Origin of the sequence: Muriicola soli (assembly GCF_004139715.1) — a bacterium.
GTDB lineage: Bacteria > Bacteroidota > Bacteroidia > Flavobacteriales > Flavobacteriaceae > Muriicola > Muriicola soli.
The window spans coordinates 1,810,658-1,831,816 of the sequence record NZ_CP035544.1 but is presented as its reverse complement, the minus strand read 5'-3'; the positions used below and the strand labels follow the sequence as shown (position 1 = coordinate 1,831,816).

24 protein-coding genes are annotated in these 21,159 nt (G+C 42.7%); 9 read left to right on the top strand and 15 right to left on the bottom strand.

Annotated features, from left to right (window positions below):
- Positions 1–26 precede the first annotated feature (26 nt).
- From EQY75_RS08325 to EQY75_RS08315, 3 genes are all read left to right on the top strand, one after another.
- Positions 27–1,346, top strand: coding sequence for a Gfo/Idh/MocA family protein (locus EQY75_RS08325; RefSeq protein ID WP_129604832.1), 1,320 nt, complete (start codon positions 27–29; stop codon positions 1,344–1,346).
- Positions 1,347–1,369: 23 nt separating this feature from the next.
- Positions 1,370–1,783, top strand: coding sequence for a TonB-dependent receptor plug domain-containing protein (locus tag EQY75_RS08320; protein WP_129604829.1), 414 nt, complete (start codon positions 1,370–1,372; stop codon positions 1,781–1,783).
- 146 nt (positions 1,784–1,929) lie between these two features.
- Positions 1,930–2,400 (top strand): Hsp20/alpha crystallin family protein, encoded by a 471-nt coding sequence (locus EQY75_RS08315; RefSeq protein ID WP_129604827.1) that lies wholly within the window; start codon positions 1,930–1,932, stop codon positions 2,398–2,400.
- Between the two features lie 116 nt (positions 2,401–2,516).
- On the opposite strand, the gene EQY75_RS08310 is transcribed toward EQY75_RS08315, so the two are convergent.
- Both EQY75_RS08310 and EQY75_RS08305 read right to left on the bottom strand, forming a co-directional pair.
- Positions 2,517–3,254, bottom strand: a complete 738-nt coding sequence (locus tag EQY75_RS08310) for a slipin family protein (RefSeq protein WP_129604824.1) — start codon at positions 3,252–3,254, stop codon at positions 2,517–2,519.
- Positions 3,255–3,398: 144 nt separating this feature from the next.
- Complete coding sequence (locus EQY75_RS08305; RefSeq protein WP_129604822.1) at positions 3,399–4,286, bottom strand: universal stress protein; 888 nt, start codon at positions 4,284–4,286, stop codon at positions 3,399–3,401.
- 195 nt (positions 4,287–4,481) lie between these two features.
- Between EQY75_RS08305 and EQY75_RS08300 the strand changes: the two genes are divergently transcribed.
- From EQY75_RS08300 to EQY75_RS08290, 3 genes are all read left to right on the top strand, one after another.
- Positions 4,482–5,285, top strand: coding sequence for a sulfite exporter TauE/SafE family protein (locus tag EQY75_RS08300; RefSeq protein ID WP_129604819.1), 804 nt, complete (start codon positions 4,482–4,484; stop codon positions 5,283–5,285).
- Positions 5,286–5,424: 139 nt separating this feature from the next.
- The gene (locus EQY75_RS08295; RefSeq protein WP_129604817.1) at positions 5,425–6,840 is read left to right on the top strand and encodes an MBL fold metallo-hydrolase; all 1,416 of its coding nucleotides are present in this window, start codon (positions 5,425–5,427) and stop codon (positions 6,838–6,840) included.
- 84 nt (positions 6,841–6,924) lie between these two features.
- Positions 6,925–7,269 carry a rhodanese-like domain-containing protein gene (locus EQY75_RS08290; protein ID WP_129604815.1) on the top strand — a complete coding sequence of 115 codons (345 nt, stop codon included), beginning with the start codon at positions 6,925–6,927 and terminating at the stop codon, positions 7,267–7,269.
- Between the two features lie 75 nt (positions 7,270–7,344).
- On the opposite strand, the gene EQY75_RS08285 is transcribed toward EQY75_RS08290, so the two are convergent.
- The 5 genes from EQY75_RS08285 to EQY75_RS08265 form a co-directional block, all read right to left on the bottom strand.
- Complete coding sequence (locus EQY75_RS08285) at positions 7,345–8,226, bottom strand: sterol desaturase family protein (protein ID WP_129604812.1); 882 nt, start codon at positions 8,224–8,226, stop codon at positions 7,345–7,347.
- Positions 8,227–8,229: 3 nt separating this feature from the next.
- The gene (locus EQY75_RS08280; RefSeq protein WP_165200590.1) at positions 8,230–8,622 is read right to left on the bottom strand and encodes a sulfurtransferase; all 393 of its coding nucleotides are present in this window, start codon (positions 8,620–8,622) and stop codon (positions 8,230–8,232) included.
- An 86-nt stretch (positions 8,623–8,708) separates the two neighbouring features.
- Positions 8,709–9,176, bottom strand: coding sequence for a sulfurtransferase (locus tag EQY75_RS08275; RefSeq protein ID WP_129604808.1), 468 nt, complete (start codon positions 9,174–9,176; stop codon positions 8,709–8,711).
- Positions 9,160–9,639, bottom strand: coding sequence for a monoheme cytochrome C (locus tag EQY75_RS08270; protein WP_129604805.1), 480 nt, complete (start codon positions 9,637–9,639; stop codon positions 9,160–9,162). Before EQY75_RS08270 ends, EQY75_RS08275 begins: the two co-directional genes overlap by 17 nt.
- Before the next feature lie 2 nt (positions 9,640–9,641).
- Complete coding sequence (locus EQY75_RS08265) at positions 9,642–10,862, bottom strand: sulfite oxidase (RefSeq protein WP_129604803.1); 1,221 nt, start codon at positions 10,860–10,862, stop codon at positions 9,642–9,644.
- Positions 10,863–11,106: 244 nt separating this feature from the next.
- Here EQY75_RS08265 and EQY75_RS08260 point away from each other — a divergent pair, with 244 nt between their 5' ends.
- The 3 genes from EQY75_RS08260 to trxB all read left to right on the top strand — a co-directional run bounded on the left by EQY75_RS08260 (position 11,107) and on the right by trxB (position 14,244).
- The gene (locus tag EQY75_RS08260) at positions 11,107–12,369 is read left to right on the top strand and encodes an NAD(P)/FAD-dependent oxidoreductase (RefSeq protein ID WP_129604800.1); all 1,263 of its coding nucleotides are present in this window, start codon (positions 11,107–11,109) and stop codon (positions 12,367–12,369) included.
- Between the two features lie 111 nt (positions 12,370–12,480).
- Positions 12,481–13,134: a uracil phosphoribosyltransferase gene (gene upp, locus EQY75_RS08255; protein ID WP_129604798.1), complete on the top strand. Its 654-nt coding sequence runs from the start codon at positions 12,481–12,483 to the stop codon at positions 13,132–13,134.
- A gap of 141 nt (positions 13,135–13,275) precedes the next feature.
- Complete coding sequence (gene trxB / locus EQY75_RS08250) at positions 13,276–14,244, top strand: thioredoxin-disulfide reductase (protein WP_129604797.1); 969 nt, start codon at positions 13,276–13,278, stop codon at positions 14,242–14,244.
- Positions 14,245–14,313: 69 nt separating this feature from the next.
- Here the strand turns inward: trxB and EQY75_RS08245 are convergent, their stop codons facing one another.
- The 8 genes from EQY75_RS08245 to EQY75_RS08210 all read right to left on the bottom strand — a co-directional run bounded on the left by EQY75_RS08245 (position 14,314) and on the right by EQY75_RS08210 (position 21,094).
- Positions 14,314–14,757: a hypothetical protein gene (locus EQY75_RS08245; RefSeq protein ID WP_129604795.1), complete on the bottom strand. Its 444-nt coding sequence runs from the start codon at positions 14,755–14,757 to the stop codon at positions 14,314–14,316.
- Positions 14,758–14,863: 106 nt separating this feature from the next.
- Positions 14,864–15,919 carry an aminotransferase class I/II-fold pyridoxal phosphate-dependent enzyme gene (locus tag EQY75_RS08240; protein ID WP_129604793.1) on the bottom strand — a complete coding sequence of 352 codons (1,056 nt, stop codon included), beginning with the start codon at positions 15,917–15,919 and terminating at the stop codon, positions 14,864–14,866.
- Entirely contained in the window at positions 15,916–16,929 is a 1,014-nt protein-coding gene (locus tag EQY75_RS08235) for a dipeptide epimerase (protein ID WP_129604790.1), read from the bottom strand. Before EQY75_RS08235 ends, EQY75_RS08240 begins: the two co-directional genes overlap by 4 nt.
- A 95-nt stretch (positions 16,930–17,024) precedes the next feature.
- Positions 17,025–17,747: a head GIN domain-containing protein gene (locus tag EQY75_RS08230; protein ID WP_129604788.1), complete on the bottom strand. Its 723-nt coding sequence runs from the start codon at positions 17,745–17,747 to the stop codon at positions 17,025–17,027.
- 134 nt (positions 17,748–17,881) lie between these two features.
- Positions 17,882–19,615: a PspC domain-containing protein gene (locus EQY75_RS08225; RefSeq protein ID WP_129604786.1), complete on the bottom strand. Its 1,734-nt coding sequence runs from the start codon at positions 19,613–19,615 to the stop codon at positions 17,882–17,884.
- A complete protein-coding gene (locus EQY75_RS08220) occupies positions 19,612–19,953 on the bottom strand; it encodes a PadR family transcriptional regulator (RefSeq protein ID WP_129604783.1) in 342 nt (113 codons plus the stop codon). Before EQY75_RS08220 ends, EQY75_RS08225 begins: the two co-directional genes overlap by 4 nt.
- A 131-nt stretch (positions 19,954–20,084) precedes the next feature.
- Complete coding sequence (locus EQY75_RS08215) at positions 20,085–20,615, bottom strand: nuclear transport factor 2 family protein (RefSeq protein WP_129604781.1); 531 nt, start codon at positions 20,613–20,615, stop codon at positions 20,085–20,087.
- Entirely contained in the window at positions 20,615–21,094 is a 480-nt protein-coding gene (locus tag EQY75_RS08210) for a DUF4870 domain-containing protein (protein WP_129604778.1), read from the bottom strand. Before EQY75_RS08210 ends, EQY75_RS08215 begins: the two co-directional genes overlap by 1 nt.
- Positions 21,095–21,159 lie beyond the last annotated feature (65 nt).

Here is a 21,159-nt window from a genome sequence, read left to right as displayed (position 1 = left end):
CTACTTTAAGCTAAAATAGAGTAGTCATGCAAAATCGCAGATCCTTTATCAGAAACCTGGGCGCAGCTACCCTGGCTTCAGGTCTCCCACTAACTCACCTCTCGGCGTCCCGGGAGATCAATTCCGATCAAAAAGTAAGGGTCGGACTCATCGGTGTACGAGGAATGGGTTGGGCAAACCTTAGTTCTTTTCTAAAGATTCCCGGAACCAGTTGTGTTGCTCTCTGTGACGTAGACTCCTCCTTACTGGAAAACAGAGCCGGGGAGATAAAGGCCTCTTTTGGAAAACGTCCGGAGACCTTTAGTGATCACAGAGAATTTCTTAAAATGAAAGGCCTGGACGCAGTGATTATAGGTACCCCCGATCACTGGCATTGCATACAAATGACCGATGCCTGCATGGCCGGAAAGGATGTTTATGTTGAAAAGCCCATAGCCAATAGTATAACTGAGGCCAATCTGATGGTTAAAGCCGCACGAAAATACGACAGGGTGGTACAGGTAGGACAATGGCAGCGGAGCGATCCACATTGGATAGAAGCACTTACCTATTTGAAATCGGGTGTTTTGGGAAGGATCAGGCAGGCCAAAGCCTGGGCAACGGTGAATTATGGGAAGGGCTTTGATGTGGTCCCGGACGGCCCTGTACCTCCCGGTGTCGACTACGACCGTTGGCTGGGTCCGGCTCCGGCCCGACCATTCAACCAGAATCGTTTTCATGGCTCTTTCAGGTATTTTTGGGATTATGCGGGTGGATTAATGACTGACTGGGGCGTACATATGCTGGACATAGTTCTGGCCGGTATGGAAGTAAGCAGTCCGAAATCAGTGATGGCTCTGGGAGGAAAATTTGCTTTTCCTGACAATGCCGCTCAGACCCCCGATACCCTGACCACGGTCTATGATTTTGAAAATTTTAATCTGGTTTGGGAGCAATATATCGCCATGGGCACCTCACCATACCTAGAAGAATCAGGTGAGCCCGGGGTAGCTTTTATTGGCGAAAAGGGCATTCTTGCGATCAATCGAGTTAGCTGGAAGGTACTGCCCTTTCAGGAGAATGGAGAGTACCTGATAGACGCTCTACCACCGAGAAAGAGTTCGGTAAATCCACTTGATTTACACACAAAAAACTTCTACGATTGCATTTTGAGCAGGAAGGACCCCAACTGCACCATTGAAATGGGCAGGGATGCTGCCCTGGTAGCCCATCTTGGAAATATCGCCTACCGCAGCGGGAAAAAACTGGAATGGGATCCAGGTAGGGGTATGATCAGTAATGAGCCCGAAGTAAATTCCTATTTAAGTCCGATTTACCGGGCGCCATGGACGCTGTGGAAGGGTTAATTGAGCGTATTTTAATTTAACTTATGATGAGACATAAACTAATTTACAGATCTCTTTTTTTGATGGCTATAGGGGGATTATCCCTGGGTTGTACCAGTTACAGGTCGACCGGAGTTAAAGGAGGACCGGATACCGGAAACATTAGATCTGTAAAAGCTCAAAAAGGCGAGACCAGTATATTACTCATGTTACAGCGTGTTCCCGGTGTTACCGTGAGAGGAAACGTAGTGCGTGTTTTTGGCCCCAACTCTTTCTCTAATACCTCAGAACCATTGTTTCTTATCGATGGAGTGGCTTACAGCGGAGGCTTATCCGGTATTTTGGGGAGTATCAACCCCGATGATGTGCGTTCCATCGAAGTGTATAAAACACCCTCAGAATTGGGGGCCTACGGTGCCCGAGGGGCCAATGGTGTCATCAATATTTTACTGAGGTAGGGTAGGTAGAACAATACCACTTTTTTGGACTGAGAAAGTTGATAACAAATCCTGTCGCATGACAAATATCATAGGAATCTCCATGCTTTGTGCCTACTTTAACAAATGACTATTTAACGGATTGTTTAACCTAAATTTTCAAAATCATGACACTTGTTAGATTTAAGAATCGTAATCGCCCGTTTTCCGATTTGATTACCTCCGATTTCTTCGATATGGAAGATTTCTTCGATAATCGATTTTGGAATAAAGGGTTAGTCAATGAAAATTTCTGGAATGGACGTTCAGGAGAACCAGCTCTTAACATCAAGGAGAGCGATCACCACTTCGAAATAGAACTTGCCGCTCCGGGATTCGACAAAAAAGATTTCGAGGTATCTATTGAAAATGGCTATTTGACAATCAAAGCCGAAAAAGAAGTTACTGAGGAATCTGAAAAGGAGAATTATAGCAGGAAAGAGTTTTCCTATAATTCTTTTGAAAGATCATTATTGTTGCCAGAAAATGTTTTGGAAGACAAAATCAAAGCCAAATACAATGATGGCATACTGAGCTTTAAAATCCTGAAGAAGGAAGAAGCTAAAAAATTAAAACCCAAAAGAGTGGAAATTGCATGACACGAGCCCCACTTTAAAGGTTGCCCTCCTGCTCATGATGATTGCTTGTAATAAAAAAGCCCCGCAGGAGGGCTTTTTTATTTAATTTAAGGCAAATAATTTTAAGGGCAATGGTCTCAATCCTTTGATTTTTTGGGTAAAACTTCTTCGGGGAATGGGAAGAGTATTGTAGAGTTCTTTTCTGCCGCTATATTAGACAGTGTCTGATACAAGCGCAATTTAATTGCAGAAGGCGACTGATCAATTTTCTTTCCTGCCAGCAATAGCATATCGGCTGCCTGTTCCTCGGCCTGAGCCAAAATAATACGGGCTCTTCGTGACCGTTCTGCTTCAGCCTGATTCGCCATCATCCTTCGCATATTTTCAGGTAGCTGGATGTCTTTGATCTTTACATCGCTGATCTCAATACCCCATTGATGTGTCTCGCTTTCGACAATCGCTTTGATATTTTTACCCATCTCCTCCCTCTTGGATAAAATGGTGTCTAATTCCACCTTTCCGCAGACATCCCTTAAGGCGGCCTGGGATAGCTGGGTAATGGCAAAAGTGAATTCCTCTACTTCCAGAACAGCTTTTTCCGGATCTTTGATTTGAAAGAAGACTACTCCGTCAATGCTACAGGGTACGTTATCTTCGGTCATTACTTCCTGAGAAACGATATTTATGGTAATCACCCGAATATCTACGATCTGTATAGTTTCCACAATGGGAATAATCCAACGAAATCCCGGTTGAAGGGTTTTAACATACTTCCCAAACCGAAATTTAAGGGCCCGTTTATATTCAAAAATGATCCGTATTCCTGCTAGCAGAAATAAGGCGAGAAACAAAAAGAAAAACATCATTGGATTCATGGCGATAGGATTTGAAATTAGTAATCAGTTCTTAAAAATATGAGTAGTGTAATAACGGCTACAGGCCTCTTTTAAAGATACGAAAAAAGGGAAGCGAGTTTCCATCCGCGGCGAATTAATCCATGTATCTTCCAGCCCTGGAGCTCAGATAATGGATGAAAATGGAAAACGCTCAATTGTCGGGTTTTGCATCAGATTATTTTTGTGATAACTCAGCAATGGTCGGTCGATCTGTAATTTCATTCTACTTACCGTATCCTTGTGCCATAGTCCTTTAAAAAACCCCGGGCCTTCGCGTTCTAGCATAGCAATAATGCTTGCGTCTTCCTCTTTGAAATAATTAAATAAGGTATTGAATACATCATCCGAAAAGCGCAAATCAAAATTAATTTTATCGTACTCTACCTTGCTTTCCAACATCTCCCTGAACCATTCCATTTGGTCTTTTCCTGCATATTCATCCTCCGTAGACACGTGAATCAGTTTTATTTCCGCACCAAAGGGTTCTGCGAGCCCTACAAGTTTTCTAATTGCGAGTATGTCTGCTTCCTCAAAGGCGGTGGCATATATAATTTTGCGAATCGGTTTACTCTCATATTCAAGTGGAATTGCCAATACAGGAACATAGGAGTATTTAATCAGGTTAGTGGCCGTGCTACCCAGGAATATATCCTTGATAAGGCTGCTGCCTTTAGTGCCCACAAGTATTAAATCTGCATTTAAAGATTCTGCCTTTTCAAGAATCCCGGTAGAAGAAAAACTGTTTTCTTCTACATTTAATGTTATATAATCGGGAAGTTTTAAACCGTGGTGTTTCTTGCAGAATTCCTTTAGTTTTTCAAACTGCTCCTTATACATGATTTCCTCACGTTTGGCATAGGTAAGACTAACAGTACTAATAAATGTGGCTTTCATATCGAAAACGTGGAGCACATGCAATTTAGCCTTGAGTTGTTCACTGAGCATGACAGCAAAATGAAAGGCTGAGATCGAATTTTCAGATAAATCTGTGGCGTAGAGAAAGGTTTTCATGAGACCGGACTTTGGAATATGTTCAAGCTAGGGAATTCACATTTTATATAATATGACTATTGTCATATTCTCTATATGGATTTGATTTTTCTCTCCCGATATGACCTGTAGAATCCATAGTTGTGTGTGAACTGTAACCTGAGTTACGACCCGCGCAATTTGAGCCCTGTACTTTTGAGCTTATATTTTTACATTTTGGATATTATATCAATTCTTGGATATATAGGTGCCCTGGCCATAGGCGTTGTGCTTGGGCTTATTGGCGGCGGAGGATCCATACTTACAGTACCCATTTTCGTTTATCTGCTGGGGATTAATCCTGTGGTCGCCACAGCTTACTCCCTCTTTGTAGTAGGCGTATCTTCCCTGGCCGGCGCTTTGCAGAATATCAGAAAGAAGTTGGTCGATTTTAAAACGGCTATTGTTTTTGCCATCCCCGCATTTATCGCCGTCTATCTCACGAGGCGATTTCTGGTTCCGGCCCTCCCAGGGGAGTTAATTAAGTTGGGATCATTTATAGTAACCCGCGACATCGGAATCATGGTATTTTTTGCCCTGATTATGTTGTTGGCTTCCTATTCCATGATCAAAGGCAAGTGTAAGAATTGCGATGACGAAGATGCCGTAGTGAAATATAACTACCCTTTGATCATCCTCGAAGGTCTCGTAGTTGGGGTAATTACAGGTATTGTTGGGGCTGGAGGAGGGTTCCTGATTATTCCGGCACTTGTCATGCTGGCCAGATTACCTATGAAAAAAGCAGTCGCAACTTCCTTACTGATTATCGCTATTAAGTCCTTGATCGGGTTTATTGGGGATGTGGAAACCATGGAGATCGATTGGATATTCTTATTGAGTTTTACTGCATTTTCCCTAATTGGGATCATCATAGGCGTGTGGCTGAATAAGTTCATCGAGGGCAGTAAGCTCAAGAAATCTTTTGGCTGGTTTGTCCTTGTTATGGGGATCTATATTCTCTTTAAGGAATTCTACAGCTGATCTACCGCCAACAATGATAAATATCATAGGATAAAGTTGGGGCCATAGCCACCTTTGTAACTTAAGTCACTATCCCAACCAGACCGTATGCCTAATTTTAATGGAGTTATAATAGAAGTTGAACAAAGCTTAATATACAATGAAAGTAGAGCAAATTTATACGGGTTGTTTAGCTCACGCGGCTTACTATCTTGAAAGTAAGGGTGAAGCAGCAATATTTGATCCTCTAAGAGAGGTAGGACCCTATATCGAAAGGGCTAGGAAAGATAAGGCGGAGGTCAAGTACGTTTTTGAGACGCATTTTCACGCCGATTTTGTTAGTGGGCACCTGGACCTAAAAGCAAAAACCGGAGCGGAGATCGTCTTTGGTCCCACGGCAAAACCCGGATACGAAGCAACCGTTGCTAAGGACGGTGAAGTTTTTAAAGTAGGGGACTATAAGGTGAAGGTGATCCATACCCCCGGCCATACCATGGAAAGTACAACCTATCTCTTAATTGATGAGAAGGGAAAAGAGCACGGGATCATTACCGGTGATACCTTATTCATTGGTGACGTAGGACGGCCAGACCTGGCTCAGCACGTAATTTCCGATCTGACGGAAGAGAAACTGGCAGCGCTTTTATTTGATTCCCTCAGGAACAAAATTATGCCCTTATCGGACGATCTTATTATATATCCGAATCACGGTGCGGGATCTGCCTGTGGGAAAATGATGAGCAAGGAAACCACAGATACACTGGGGCACCAGAAGAAAGTAAATTACGCCCTACGGGCCGATATGACGAAGGAAGAATTTATTAAAGAATTATTGACAGGATTAACTGCCCCTCCGGGATATTTTCCACAGAATGTGCTGATGAATATAAAGGGGTATGAAAGTCTTGACACCGTAATGGAACGAGGAGAAAGACCTATGACACCCGAAGCATTCGAAGCCGCAGCCAATGAAACGGATGCGCTGATGCTGGACACCAGGGATGCGGAAGATTTTGCAAGAGAACACGTACCCAACAGCATCAATATTGCGCTGGATGGCAGTTTTGCCATGTGGGTAGGGGAGATGATTCCTGATGTAAGACAACAAATACTGTTGATCACATATCCCAACAAAGAAGAAGAAGCGATTACACGGCTGTCGAGAGTAGGATACGATCATACCATTGGCTTCTTAGATGGTGGAATGGAAGCCTGGAAGTTATCCGGGAAAGAATTTGAAACCATTTCGCGTCTTACTTCCAATGAGCTGGAAGAAGAATACAAAACATCAGAACCTCTGATCATCGATGTGCGGAAAAAGAGCGAGTTCGATTCGGAACATGTGATAGGAGCCATCAATGTGCCGCTGAACGAGATCAACAGCCAACTGGCCCAGTTTCCCAAAGACAAGCCTTTTATCCTGCATTGTGGAAGTGGTTATCGCAGTATGATTGCCGCATCCATATTGAAACAAAGAGGGTGGAATAATTTCAGGGATGTATCGGATGGGTTCAACGGTATTCTCAAAACGGAGATAAAAAAGTCAGAATATATATGCCCCACCACCTTATTATAGATTACGTTTTTATTGGTTGGATTGTTGAGGGGGCGGTTTTCTCGTTAAGACTGCCCCCGATTTCCAAAATTTAAAGTATAAACCATGAAAATTCTCGATAAAATTTTTAAACCGGAAAAAACCCGCTCTAACAAAATAGAAATCCTGGATGTTGATGTCTATAAAAAAGCCGTCAACAATAATGATGTTCAATTGGTCGATGTTAGAACTTCGGGAGAGTTTAAAGGGGGTCACATTGCAAGAGCAATAAACATTGATTTTTTCAAAGGAAAGGCCTTTGTGGAAGCCTTCGAGAAAATGGATAAGACCAAACCCGTATATCTGTATTGCAGAACGGGTAGCCGCAGCTTAAAAGCGGCAAATAAATTGATAAACATGGGCTTTGAGAAGGTATACGACCTCAAGGGAGGCATATTGAAATGGAAATAATATTCCGAAAATTATAATCCTCCTCAATTATAAGCTCAGAAACACACCTAGTTGGTGCGATTCCTGATTTAAGTGTTACTCCTTTTTTTTGTCCTTACCAAAGCCATACACGTTCTGGTGCAAGAAGTCCTGAGGGAAGTCTTTATCTCCCGGAAAGCCCAACTCTATGTTTCCGCTGTCCTCCGGGATGTAATTGGTTTTGAATATGTAGTCCCACAGGCTCAGGCTGATCCCGAAATTAACCCCGTACGAACCTTTAGGTAAGGTGTATGCGTGATGATACAGGTGCATCACGGGATTGTTGAAAATATATCTGAACGGGCCCCAGGTGATCTTGATATTGGAGTGGTTAAAATGACCTATCGCTATAGCTGCAAAATGCACGATATAGGCCTGACTCGGTTCAAAGCCTCCCAGGATCATTACCCCAAATACTTTAAGGGGTTTGTACAAGACATTCTCCATCCAGTGATAGCGCAGGTGAGCAGCAAAACCCATTTCCTTTACCGAGTGGTGGACTTTGTGAAAATTCCACAGGAAACGATATCTGTGCAGCATAATATGTGTAATCCACTGTACAAAGTCGAGTACTATAAAAAACACCAATAGCTGCAACCACATAGGGAAGGCAGAGATATCTAATACTGACAGGCTCTTTGCACTTATTCCTAAGTCGGAGAAGAGGACTTCGAGCATTTTATAAAACCCGCTGATGGCGATGGAAAACATAAAGAAGTTGAAGAACATATAAAAGGCATCCAGCCAGAAGTCCCTCCTGAATATTGACTGGTCTTTCCGCCAGGGGAAAAGTATTTCTAACAACCAGACGAAGAGCGAGATTGCGATCAGGCCCCAGAAATAATTGGTATACCAGGGCACCTCAAAAAGAATTGATTTCCATGTCCATCGGACACTTCCCTCAAAAGCATTTAGAAAAGCGTTTAAATAATTTTCCATAGTCTATTTTTTTTCAACATATTGTGTGTCTGTTTCGAATGGGAGCAGATCATCATAACTCCATTCTACCCACGAACCATCGTAGTTCAAGACATTTTTATAATCCAATAATTGGGTAAGAACGAACGTAGTATGTGAAGAACGTACTCCGCTATGACAATACACTACAATAGTATCTTCTTTTAAAGCTCCCAATCTATTATAGATCTTTTCCAATTCCTCCACGGGTTTAAAGGTAAAGGTATTGCCATAATCCACAGCTTCAGCCCAATCAATATGCACACTCTTAGGAATCCGGCCTGCTTTTTTTGCTCCATCTTTGTGCTGATGTCCTTTGTATTCCTCGGCACTTCTTGCGTCTAAAAGTATTGCTTTTGAAGACTCAGAATGGATCAACTTTAATACTTGTTCTTTTTCTATCAGAATAAATTTATCGGGTTTGTCGCTAAAACTAAACGTGTCAGGAATTACGTCTGTTACCTCTATACTAGGCTTACCCCCATATACTCCCAATAGCCAATACCGCCATCCAGGAGATAGACTTTTTCAAAGTTATATAGGCGCAATAGCCACCACAGTCGGGAAGCATCAGAAGATCCTTTATCATCGTATACCACAATAGTGTGATCCTCTGTAATTCCTGCCTTACCCAGCCGTTCTGCCATCTTTTCTCTGTCCATCCGAATGCCCTTGTAAGGCAGGATGGTATCCTGAAAATCGTCGCGGTAAAGATTGATCGCTCCCGGCAAATGACCTGCTTTATAAGCATCGTCTGTCCTGAAGTCTACGAGAGCAACATCCGGATCTTTCAAATCCAACAATGGGCTATTGTAGGGGATCAGCGGTTTGATTAAAATTATATCCCCTTCTGTCGCTGACTTTGTATTCTCCTTACAAGACAGGACAATGGCCAATAGAATTAAAAGCAAAAGACTATTCGTTAAGTTCATACCACGAAATATTGCTTAGGATTTCTCTTCTGCCCTTTTTCTTAGGGGGATAGTTATTAACCAGATAATTCACAATGATCTCTTCATTTTTGCCCAGATCCCAGAGATTTTGAGTTTCTTGCATCCAGCGAATCGTAGCAATCCATCTCTCTTCATTCATACGGTTTTGGATGACCAGCTGGGCTGAATGGCAATTAGTACAATTGTTGACTACGGTCATCAGTCCCTCAGCATCTTTAAATCCTGTTCTCACATGAATGCCATTCTCGATTTTGTCAAAATCATCCTCTATTTCAATTTGTACATATTCCGGCGAGGTGTCCGTTCCCCTGAAAAAAGAGAGGGTCGGATCAGACAGTAGATATATAATCCCAAATGCGGTAATGAAAAAAAGGACCATCAACGTGCTCAATAGTCTGTAGATGCCTCTTATCTGGGATTTAAATTTGTCTTGATTATCCATAATTAAGTGACCTTGACAGCGATTCTATGACAAGCATTGTTGAGGTATCCCTTTGGATTCCAGCCGGGTAATAGCATAGGCTGACTCGTTCCCCGAGAATCTGTGGCCCGGGCCCATACTTCGTAATACCCCTTTTTAGGGAAAGAAATGCTCGCAGTGAAATGCTGCCAGGCGAGCCTGTTCTGTGGTTTGTCGATCTTACAGTTTTGCCAGGTGGAACCAAAATCGATAGAATATTCCATAGAGCTAACTTCAAGTTCGCCAGCCCAGGCATGCCCCCTGATGTTCAATTTCTGCCCGGATTTGATCATTGCGCCCGACATGGGATAGGTTATCAGGGATTTTACCGGCATAGATTCTATGATACACATATCCTCATCCTTGACTTTTTCTCCCGGAGCTACAGGACTACACGGTACCCTGTATGCATCTCCGGTCATCTTGGTGCCATCGTGTACCCGGTCTCTGATGCTAATCCTCTGCACCCATTTGCCGGATACAGAAGCCGGCCATCCTCCGGCAACCAAACGCAGCGGATAGCCATGGGCCAATGGGATCTCCTTTCCATTCATCTTATAAGCGAGCAAAGTTTCGTCCTGCAAAGCTTTTGCCATAGGAGCACCTCTGGAAATGGGTTCTTTTTCCGGATCCCGACTCAAATGGACATCTGCGGCATGGTAGCCTATATAAACAGCCTTATCTGTATAACCCGCATCTTCGAGAACATCTTTTAGTCTTACCCCCGTCCATTCTGCACAGGAAACGGCCCCAACGGTCCACTGATTTCCCTTGGCAGGAGGATCAAATTCACTTCTTCCATTACCCCCGCACTCCAGGGTCAACTGGTAGGTATATGTTTTAAACTTAGATTTTAATTCAGCAAGGGTGTAGGTCTTTATATTTTGAGCTGCCTCGCCTTCGATGGTCAAAGTCCAGGAGGCCGCATCAATGTTCTCGGGAATCAACCCATTATTTCTAATGAACATATATTTTTCTGGGGTAACCTTATCATCCAGTAAGTGGGCCCTGGCTTCCATATTCCAGGGTTTATCATTAAGGACCACCATCTCTTTGTCTTTGTTGAAAAGAGTGAACGGATCAGGATCCTGTAATGCTAAGGGTTGGTAATCCTCGGGAATCAGGGAACCAAATACGATTTCGGTCCCGACAGCTACGGTCAGGGAACTCAGAGCCGTCTTTTTGATAAAATTTCGTCTTTCCATATGCTCAGTTTCAACCTCAGCAAGGTATTCAATAAAGTTAGGAATAATGACCAATTGAAACAGTACCCCTGGTTACCTTTAACACTATATCCCTACTTGCAGGACATTTCTAACTCAAATCAAAAAATATCAGTTTTATTATCGGCAGAAAGTACCAGATTTATGGAAAATTTAATGTTACCCATGTTACATAATTCTATTGGGAAATGGAGTAAATTGTATAGATTTAAGAACAGACAAGCTCATGAAAAAACATTATCAAATTCTTATTATAGGCGGAGGTACCGGAGGGATTATGACAGCAGCCCAGTTATTGAAAAAGAATAAAAAATTGGAAATTGGACTTATTGAACCTGCTGACACTCATTATTACCAGCCAGCCTGGACCTTGGTTGGTGCGGGAACTTATGATTATAAGAAAACAGCCAGGCCCATGGCATCAGTGATGCCGAAAAGCGTGGACTGGATCAAAGACTACGCAACCAAACTGCGGCCCGAAGAGAATAAGGTAGGTACGGAGAAATCTGGAGATATTTCCTATGATTATCTCGTAGTGGCCACGGGGCTTGTCAATGATACTTCCCTGATTGAGGGACTTAGCGAAGCTATAGATAAAGGAGTGGTTTGCAGCAATTATACAGACCCTGAACACACCTGGGAAGTGTTGCAAAATTTCAAGGGTGGAAACGCAGTATTTACTCAGCCTGCCACCCCTATCAAATGCGGTGGGGCACCACAGAAGATCGCCTACCTGGCTGCAGATTATTTCAGGAAAAAGGGAATTCTCAAGGATACCAATGTAATCTTTGCAACTCCCGGTACGGTAATTTTTGGTGTGCAAAAGATCAAAGAGACTTTGTTGAAGGTGATCGACCGGTATGGGATACATTTCAGACCTTTTTATGCGCCTTTTAAAATTGATGCTGAAAAACAGATCATCTATTTTAAGTATACCGCCCTGGAAGACAAGCGACGACCCATAGCGGAAGGCAACAAGATTAAGGAGGAGATGAATGACAAGAATGTGATAAGCATACCTTTTGATATGCTGCATCTGGCACCACCGGAAACTGCACCTAAATTTATACAGGAATCTGCTTTGGTAAACAAGGAAGGTTGGTTGGATGTGGATCATGGGTCCATGCAGCACGTAAAATACACCAACGTTTTTGGTTTAGGCGATGTGGCGGCACTCCCCACTGCGAAAACAGGAGCAGCGATCCGCAAACAAGCCCCGATTGTTGTAGATAATATCATGAAGTTGTTGAAGAATCAGGAAGCAAATAATAAGTCCTACAACGGGTATTCTTCTTGTCCGTTGATCACTGGCTATGGGAAAATGGTTCTGGCCGAATTCGACTACCAGAATAATTTCACACCTGATCCCAAACTGAAGCAGATGCTGATTTTCGATAGTTCCAAGGAACACTGGCGTCTGTGGATTTTAAAAAAATACATGCTGCCCTATCTGTATTGGAATAAAATGATGAAGGGGAAAAAGGTTTAGTTCTAACTGTTTTAATATCTGGATTTTGAAAGCAGGAGGTATTTTACTTTCTGCTTTCTCTTTATCAGAAGTGTATGGGATATGCTACCTTAGTAAGAAAATATAAGCCTTATGATTATCCACAAGCTCGAAAGCGAAAACAGCCTTCTCAATCAATTCATTGCCGAAATAAGGGACAGAGATGTACAAGGTGATAGTATGCGATTTAGAAGAAATGTTGAGCGCATCGGAGAGATCCTGGGATATGAGTTGAGTAAAACCTTAAGTTATTATCAGTCTGAAGTTGTAACTCCTCTGGGTAATGCATCGGTAGCAAAACTCGAAGATCATTTGGTTTTATGTTCCGTCTTGCGGGCTGGTTTGCCCTTGCATCAGGGTTTGTTAAATTACTTTGACCAGGCCGAGAATGCTTTTATTTCAGCCTATCGGCATCACCCGGATGGAGGTGAGGAATTTGAGGTGATTGTTAAGTATTTTGCCGCCCCTGATTTAAAAGACAAAATACTCATCCTGACGGATCCTATGCTCGCGACGGGAAAAACACTGGAAAATGTATATAAGGCCCTTCAGAGACATGGCACACCAAAACAAATTCATATCGTCTCGGTTATTGGATCTAGTCCCGGTGTATCCTATATAAAGAATTTTTTTCCTGAAAATACACATCTGTGGATTGCTGCAATTGATCGAGAACTCAGCAGGGAAGGGTATATAGTCCCGGGCTTAGGAGACGCGGGGGATCTTGCTTTTGGAGTGAAGCTTTGAATGCCTCGGCACATTCAGAATTGCAATACCTGGCGTGCTCCTATCTGTTATGTAACTATCATAACTTTTGATAACTTTGCCTTACCCGAAAGATGACAAAGGGGTATTTTTACAATCTAATTTTTTACGAGAAGATATATTATGGCAGAATCTATAGAGAGAATAAAAACCCTGATCCTGGGCTCAGGACCAGCCGGATATACAGCAGCAATTTACGCCGCACGCGCAGATTTAAAACCTGTTATCTATACGGGGATGGAGCCTGGAGGACAGTTAACCACTACTACTGAAGTTGACAATTTCCCGGGATATCCTGAAGGAATTGATGGTCCTACTATGATGATCCAGCTTCAACAACAGGCCGAGCGCTTCGGAACCGAAGTGCGAATAGGAATGGCAACGGCAGTAGAATTTAGTGATCAGGTAGGTGGAATCCATAAAGTAACCATCGACGATTCAAAGGTGGTAGAAGCGGAAACGGTAATTATTTCCACCGGGGCTTCGGCAAAATATTTAAACATACCCAGTGAACAACGTCTGCGGGGTGGGGGAGTATCAGCTTGTGCAGTCTGTGATGGCTTCTTCTACAAAGGACAGGAAGTTGCTATTGTGGGTGGAGGCGATACGGCTGCCGAAGAAGCCTCATACCTGGCAAATATTTGTAAAAAGGTGACCATGCTGATCCGTAAAGGCGAAATGCGCGCTTCCAAAGCTATGCAACACAGGGTAAACAGTTTGGCCAATATTGATATTCGTTATTTTACAGAAGTAGATGAGATTCTCGGAGAGCAGGTTGTAGAAGGACTTAGAATGGTGAACAACCAAACGGGCGAAAAAGAAGAGATCCCGATCACCGGATTTTTCGTGGCCATAGGTCACAAACCGAACACAGATATCTTTAAAGGACAGCTGGAGATGGACAGTACAGGATACCTGATCACCAAAGGAAAATCAACTAAAACTACGAAACCGGGCGTTTTTGCCAGCGGAGACGTGCAGGATAAAGAGTACCGGCAAGCGGTAACGGCAGCCGGAACCGGATGTATGGCTGCTCTGGATGCTGAACGATATCTGGCCACTGTAGAGACTCCTGAAGAAGTAAATTCCTGATTTAGTAAACGTATTTAAAGTAAAAACCCCGGAATTTCCGGGGTTTTTTACTTTATAAATTCTTTAGGATTAGTCTATTCGGACGTAATTCTCTGAGAAGGTAGGATTCCCTTCGTTGTCTAGCGTTATCTGGCTATAGGTATCGTCTTTAAGGTCGAGCTCAAAGGTAAAAACCCGCATCGTGTCTAACGCCTGCATCATTTCATAATCCCCGTATTCAATTGTCTCAATAAGGTCGGTATCAGTTATTTTATACGAACCGTATCCAAATCTGCCCTTCTCGTCTCCGGGAACCCATCGGGACCACATAATTTTTCCATTGTAATAAATTTTCACCTGCCGGTATCCGGGAGCCTTATCCACAGTATCAATGGCATTTCCATTCCAGTTAGAAAAACTCTTTAATTCCCAAACCCCTTGCATGGAATGCATGGTATTGGGTTTAGATGATATTGCAATTGCCGCAATTACAACGATAATTGCAAGCCCTAAGATCTTGATATATTTTTTCATGGTTGAATGTTTTAATCCCTCAAAAATGTTCAATTAAGATACAATTTTTTTGGGAAAAGCTTTAACATTCAGAGATTATTTACAGCTAAAGAAGATAGTGGACTATTTATAACTGATTGACAAAGGTATTTAAGGCCGTGGCCAGGGTATTTATGTCTTCTTTATTGTGGGCAGCTGTAAGAACGATTCTGTTGGCGGCATAGGAATCTTCGGTGGGATACCTAAAATCGGTCACCAGGATCCGTTGGTCTTTTAGGTAGTCCGTCATCGACTGATTGGAGTAACCGTAGACCGGATATTGTGGCATACCATTCAATACTTTAAGACCCCTGGTAAGATTGTCGAATAAGGAGATGTTCTGTTTCAATTCTTTTCTTTTTTGCCGATAGTGGGTTTCAGCCTCCATGAATTGCGCGAGGTAAAAAGGGGCTGCCGGACTTGCCCCCCCAAAGAAATCGGATGCCTTCAGCTTATTTATCCTCGAACTATTACCGGTAACAACTCCAGCTTGAATCCCCACTGCTTTTCCCAGGGAAGCGCAAAGTACCAGCTCCTTACACGGAAGGGACTTAAGACTGCGAAAAACGCCTGCCCCGTTTTTACCCACTACCCCTATTCCATGCGAATCATCCACGACCAGAATGCAGGAATCCAGGGGTAGTGTTCGCAGGATATCAAAATGGGGATAATTACAACCCGAAAAGTCAATAGAATCAATAAAGATTACCGGCACTTCTTTTTTGTTGTTATGAAGGTGTTCCTGTAAAGCAATATTGAGGGTGGTATAGGTAGTATAAGGTTTGGCTTTGCTGGTATACAAGGCAGAATGACTATTTGGGGCATAAAACAATTTGTGCTCGCTCGTTTTAAAATGTTGTGCGAGCAGTTGGCCGGCGAGATAGCCGGAAGACATCGTAAGACTGGCTTCACCTCCGATCCACTGTGATAGATAGTCTTCGGCCCGCTCATAAATATCTAATCGTATATTCGACCTCCTGGATGCACCGTAATTGGTACCATATTTACTGATATATCGCTTTGCTATTTCAATAAATTCTGGCTCAAGTTGTATCCCGAGGTAGGAAGTGCCTCCAAAATAAAGATATGTAGCTCCTTTATGAACAAGTGTCCTGCCCGGATATTCTTGTACTTCTACCATCATTTGATAAGCCTTATTCCACTTCCTCCCAGGGATGGAAATGTGATTGTTGCGTCTTTGTTAATTTCTATGCCTCTTGCGATATCATTGCTGATCAGTAAGGGACCATCCATGTCTACATAATCTAACTGTGGCAGTAGTTGCCCAATGGCAGAAATACCAACTGTAGACTCCGTCATACAGCCTACCATTATTTTTAATCCTAGCTGTCTACCTTTTTTAATCATCCGCAAGGCGGGGGTTAGTCCGCCACATTTAGTAAGCTTAATGTTGATTCCGTTGAAGTGAAGGGCACATCTTTCCACGTCCTCTTCCACCAGGCAGCTTTCATCTGCAATTACAGGCAAGACAGAATGATGGACAACCTGTTCCATCCCTGACCAATCATCGGCTTTAAGAGGTTGTTCTATAAATTCAACTCCCAGTTTCTTAAGCTCAGGGCTAATGGCAATTGTCTGGGCTGCTGTCCAGGCACCATTTGCATCTATTCTAAAAACTGCATTACTGTGCTCTCTCAATTCTCTGACAATATCCAAATCCTCAGAAGTGCCTAATTTGATCTTGTAAATAGGCCATGGCATTTCCTTCATTTTAGCGACCATATTTTCAATCGTGTCTATACCCAAGGTGTAATTGGTGGTTGGATAGTTGTCAAGAGTGGTATTCCAAAGCTTGTGAAGAGGCCTGTTTTGTAACTTTCCATAAAGATCGTGGGCAGCGAGATCTAGAGCACAGAGGGCAAATCTGGAGAGGTTTTTATTTGATAACCACAGGTGGAAGTCCTCAGGTTTGGATAAGGTGTAGTTCTCAATTTCACCCCTTATGGCTTCTATTTCTTCCATAAGATTTTTAACGGTATGGCCGTAATATGGGTTTGAAGTTGTTTCCCCGTATCCTGTTTCTTTGTCCTGACTCAAATGAACGATTAAGGTGTCCTGAGTTTCATGAGATTCCCTTGAGATCGTAAAACGATGCCTGAGTTTTAGTTTGTGTTGGGATAGCCGAACTTCCATGCATTTAATTTATTCCTAAGATAAACAAAGCAAAGAGCGAAATAAAAAACCCCGAAGAAAAAATCGGGGTTTAACGGTTTGTTGGATAGTTGATCTTAATCTTTATGGACCCTTCCTGAATAGGATTTGTTTTTTTCTACTGTTGGATTTCCGGAATAGGAAATGTCTGCACCGCTACTTACGTCCGCAATAAGAGACTCTGAAACATTAATATCGATATCAGCACCGCTACTCGCATCGGCGTAGCACACTCTTACTGCAAAGTCCTTGGCCCTGATTCCTGATCCACTACTCGCATCGGCCCTTAACAGCTCGGCTTCTCCTTCAATCCTGATATCAGCCCCGCTACTGGTGTCTGCTTCAACTTCGTCTGCAATTACTGAGGCCTTTATATCGGCTCCACTGCTGGCATCCAGACCTATTTTGTTCGCACGTATCACATTTTGGGTAATCAGATCAGCACCGCTGGAGGCGTCTAGTCCGGTTACCTCCGGGAGAGTTACATGTATCCTTTTGGTAGCCCTTCCTATGTTTTCTAAGGTGTGAATTTTCAATTTCCCATTTTTAATGTCTGTTCCTATTAATTCTATGACATTTTCATCAGCTTCAACTTCAATAGAGAAATTACCGGCTTGGGTTACGAAAACATCAAGGCCCTCGGAGGCTGAAACTACTGTAAAATCTTCATAGACCTCTCTTGTTTCCTTGGCGACAATTCCATTGCCTTTTTTACCCTGCCCGAAATTCATATCGAAGGCACAGGAAGATAAGAAAAGGGCCATTAGGACGGCGATTGCAAATCTAGCTAGTGTTGTCATGTTGTTGTTTTTTAGTCGGCATTTTATTGCCGGGGGGTTGTTATTATTAATTGATTGATTCAAAAGTATTTGACTAGAGGCTTTTAAAATAGTTTCAATGACTGAGTTGTAGAATCACAGGGATGAAATGTAAATTATAAACCATCATCGTCTGCCTTGATCTCAACTCCGCGTTCATCGATCTTCAGTTTAAAGGATTCTCCACCGTCTTTGACGTTGATATCTATTCCATCCTCATCGATAATTATCCGGCCTTCATCGTCACTCCATTCCAGTCTTCCATTCATATTTTCAGGACAATCCTGACATTTCAATTCCCCGTTGGCGGTCATTAGCCAGAGGTAATCCACTAAGTCTCCTCGATAAATGTCTTTATCATAGCGTGTTAGTCGTCCTATATATCTTCGCATTCCGGGTTCAAAACGAATCAGGGTGCCCTCGGGGATCGTTAGCGTTACCCGGATTTCCTGGTCACGGACCTTATTTTCCATGGCGGTGGTCAGAAAATTATTGAGGGAGAGGGTATTTCCTTCAAGCGTATATGAATACAGAATGTTGGATGCCCTGTTCCTGGCGTCAGAAAGGGAACTCCCATCGGCATTTTTTCGAATTTTAAGATAGGCAAGAGTATCTGAAGATTTTGTGATATCGAACCGGATGTCGTCGGAAAACAATAAACGTTCTCCATTTTCATCATAAGTGATAGTCATATCGTTAAAACCGATATTTTCCTGATTTTCAAATAATTCGCTACTCATGGGTCTAATGACGAGGGTGTCCTGTCCGGGAGGCAGGTAAAGTTCTTCTTTAACTGTAGTACTCCCCGAATAAGCATGTGCAGCAGCTTCACGAATTCCCATAACCACCAGGCCGATAATCGAAATCAACCAAAGACCCAGGAGAGAGAATTTGACAACATTCCCTATAGATTTCAAATTGTTGATCAGGATCTTAAGTCCAAGGTAAAGCACGAAAAAGAAAGGGATTCCCACAGCAAAGAATGAGAGGAGGGAAACTACCCAAACCGGTGTTCCTGACGCATTAAAGATATCGTAGAAGTCGAGCCCCGGAATATGTATGATATCCAGAGTTCCTACGGTGAAAAGCCCAATGAATAGTCCTATCAGAGTTGATGCCCCGATAATGATCAACAAGACGCCAATAAATTTGGCAAAGACTTTAAAGAGGAATAAGATCACATTCCCCAGAGCGTCAAAAAATGTCCGGCCACTGCTTTTTACTTTGTTGCCTACCTTCTCATAGTCTACACCCTTTACTTTCTCGGCGACATCGTCGTAGCCTTCTTTAATTTTTTTTTCGATGTTGCTGATGTTTACCGGTTCACCTCTCATGTCAAGTTTCTGAGAGGTGGTGACCGCTTCGGGGACAAGGATCCAGAGCAGGATATACGCAATAAAACCAAATCCGGTAGTGAGGGCCAGAAGGATAAAGATCAGTCTAATCCAAAGGCTATCGATGCCCAAATAGTGTTCGAGTCCGGCACAAACACCACCGATATACTTATTATCGATATCGCGATAGAGTTTTTTCGTTCTCGAAGCTCTTCGCTCATCAGTTCTGGGGGCATCTTCAAAGATATCCTCATCAACCCTGTAATCTTCGGGCTGACCCATGACCTGAATAACGGCATCTACTTCCTTCATGGTGATCACTTGTCTTTCGTTCTCCAACCTTTCCTGGAAGAGTTCTGCGATCCGAGCTTCAATATCGGCTATGATTTCGTCACTACCCGCTGTACCTGAAAAGGACCGCTTGATAGCCTCCAAGTATCGTTTTAGCTTGTTGAAAGCTTCCTCATCGATGTGGAAAAGGACGTTTGCAAGATTTATATTGACTGTTTTGTTCATTTTTTTACTTTTTTAGCGTTGGTGACCAAATTCACGGCGTTTCTTAGTTCGTCCCAGGTTGAATCGAGTTCTTTGAGGAACATTTTACCGGTTTCTGTTAACCCGTAGTATTTTCGGGGTGGCCCGGAGGTCGATTCTTCCCATCGGTAATTTAGTAATCCGGCATTTTTCAGCCTGGTAAGCAGGGGGTAAATAGTACCTTCTACCACCAGCATTTTAGCGTTTTTAAGAGTGTCGAGAATTTCAGAGGTATACTTGTCTTCTTCCTGAAGGATAGACAGGATACAGTATTCCAGCACTCCCTTTCGCATTTGCGCTTTTGTGTTTTCTATGTTCATAATTTTTTCTTCTGTTACATGCTGTCCGGTGATGAGTCGGATCTTCCTTCAGCATAGGATTAACTGTTCGTTTTTTGTAGTTTCATGGGATTTTGATTGATGAATAAACTCATATTTAGATTGATGTGTTTTTAGTTTTCCAATTGATAACTTGAGGCTGGTTGGTGATCATAACTCAATTCGCGTTTGATCTTCCATTGATCATCTTGAAGCATCCAGACATGTGTAAACCGGGCAATATCACCCTTCTGATATTCTTGTTTTTCGTTTAGAAATTCAAAACGATGCCTGCCTTCCTGAATGGCTCCGTACAAGACCCCGTCTTTTCGCAAGGGAAATACCCTGAGACTGTTTTTTACAAGTATGCGTTTAGAGGGTTGTTTCCAATTCTCTGTTTTATCAGAACAGCTCTCATACATGGGGGCTAGAAAAGTTTCCCTGCCAACGGAAGTTCCTCCTTTGTCGTGGTAAAACTCAAAATCTTCTGTAAAAAGCGTTGCCATGGTTTCCGGGTCACAGTTGTTAAATGCGGCGTGAAATAAAAGGCTGTCTTTTTCCTTGAGTAGCTGGTGTAATTCAGAATTTTGCGCAAGTTGTGCCAGTGCAACAGGCATGCCAAGCTGCAGGATAAAAGCCATGAGTATGTACAACAAGCTCTTCATTATTTGATGAATTTAATAGTGATGGGATATTTAAAGGTCTGGCCTTCATTGGTGCGCAGCGTTGCGAGAATGGTATAGACCACATTAACGATAAATAGCGCAAAAGGAATCAGTCCGGCTATACCCAGAGGCCAGATTCGGCCAAAGGGAAAGTCGTCCCAGTCTACAAAAAGATTGACACCATTAAATGGGTCTCTATTACCCCATTGTAGAATTCCGTGATCAAACAGGTCGGGAATCAAACCAAAAAAGAAGGGTATGGATATGGCTCCCAGGACTACGGAATACAACAACAGACTGATCTGAAAATTCAATGCTTGTTTCCCATTGTAGTCTACAAAATCAGAATCCTTTTTGTTGGCCAACCATAGAATCAGCGGCAGCAGGATATTACCAAAGGGGATAAAAAACCTCCCAAAGGTTGAAGCATGGATGGCAGCTGACAAGTTTCTCTCGTGTTTTGACAATGTTTCTGTCATGGCATATTAGTTTCTTATGCAAATATATATCCAAAAGAAGGTATTATGCAAAACATAGTACTAAA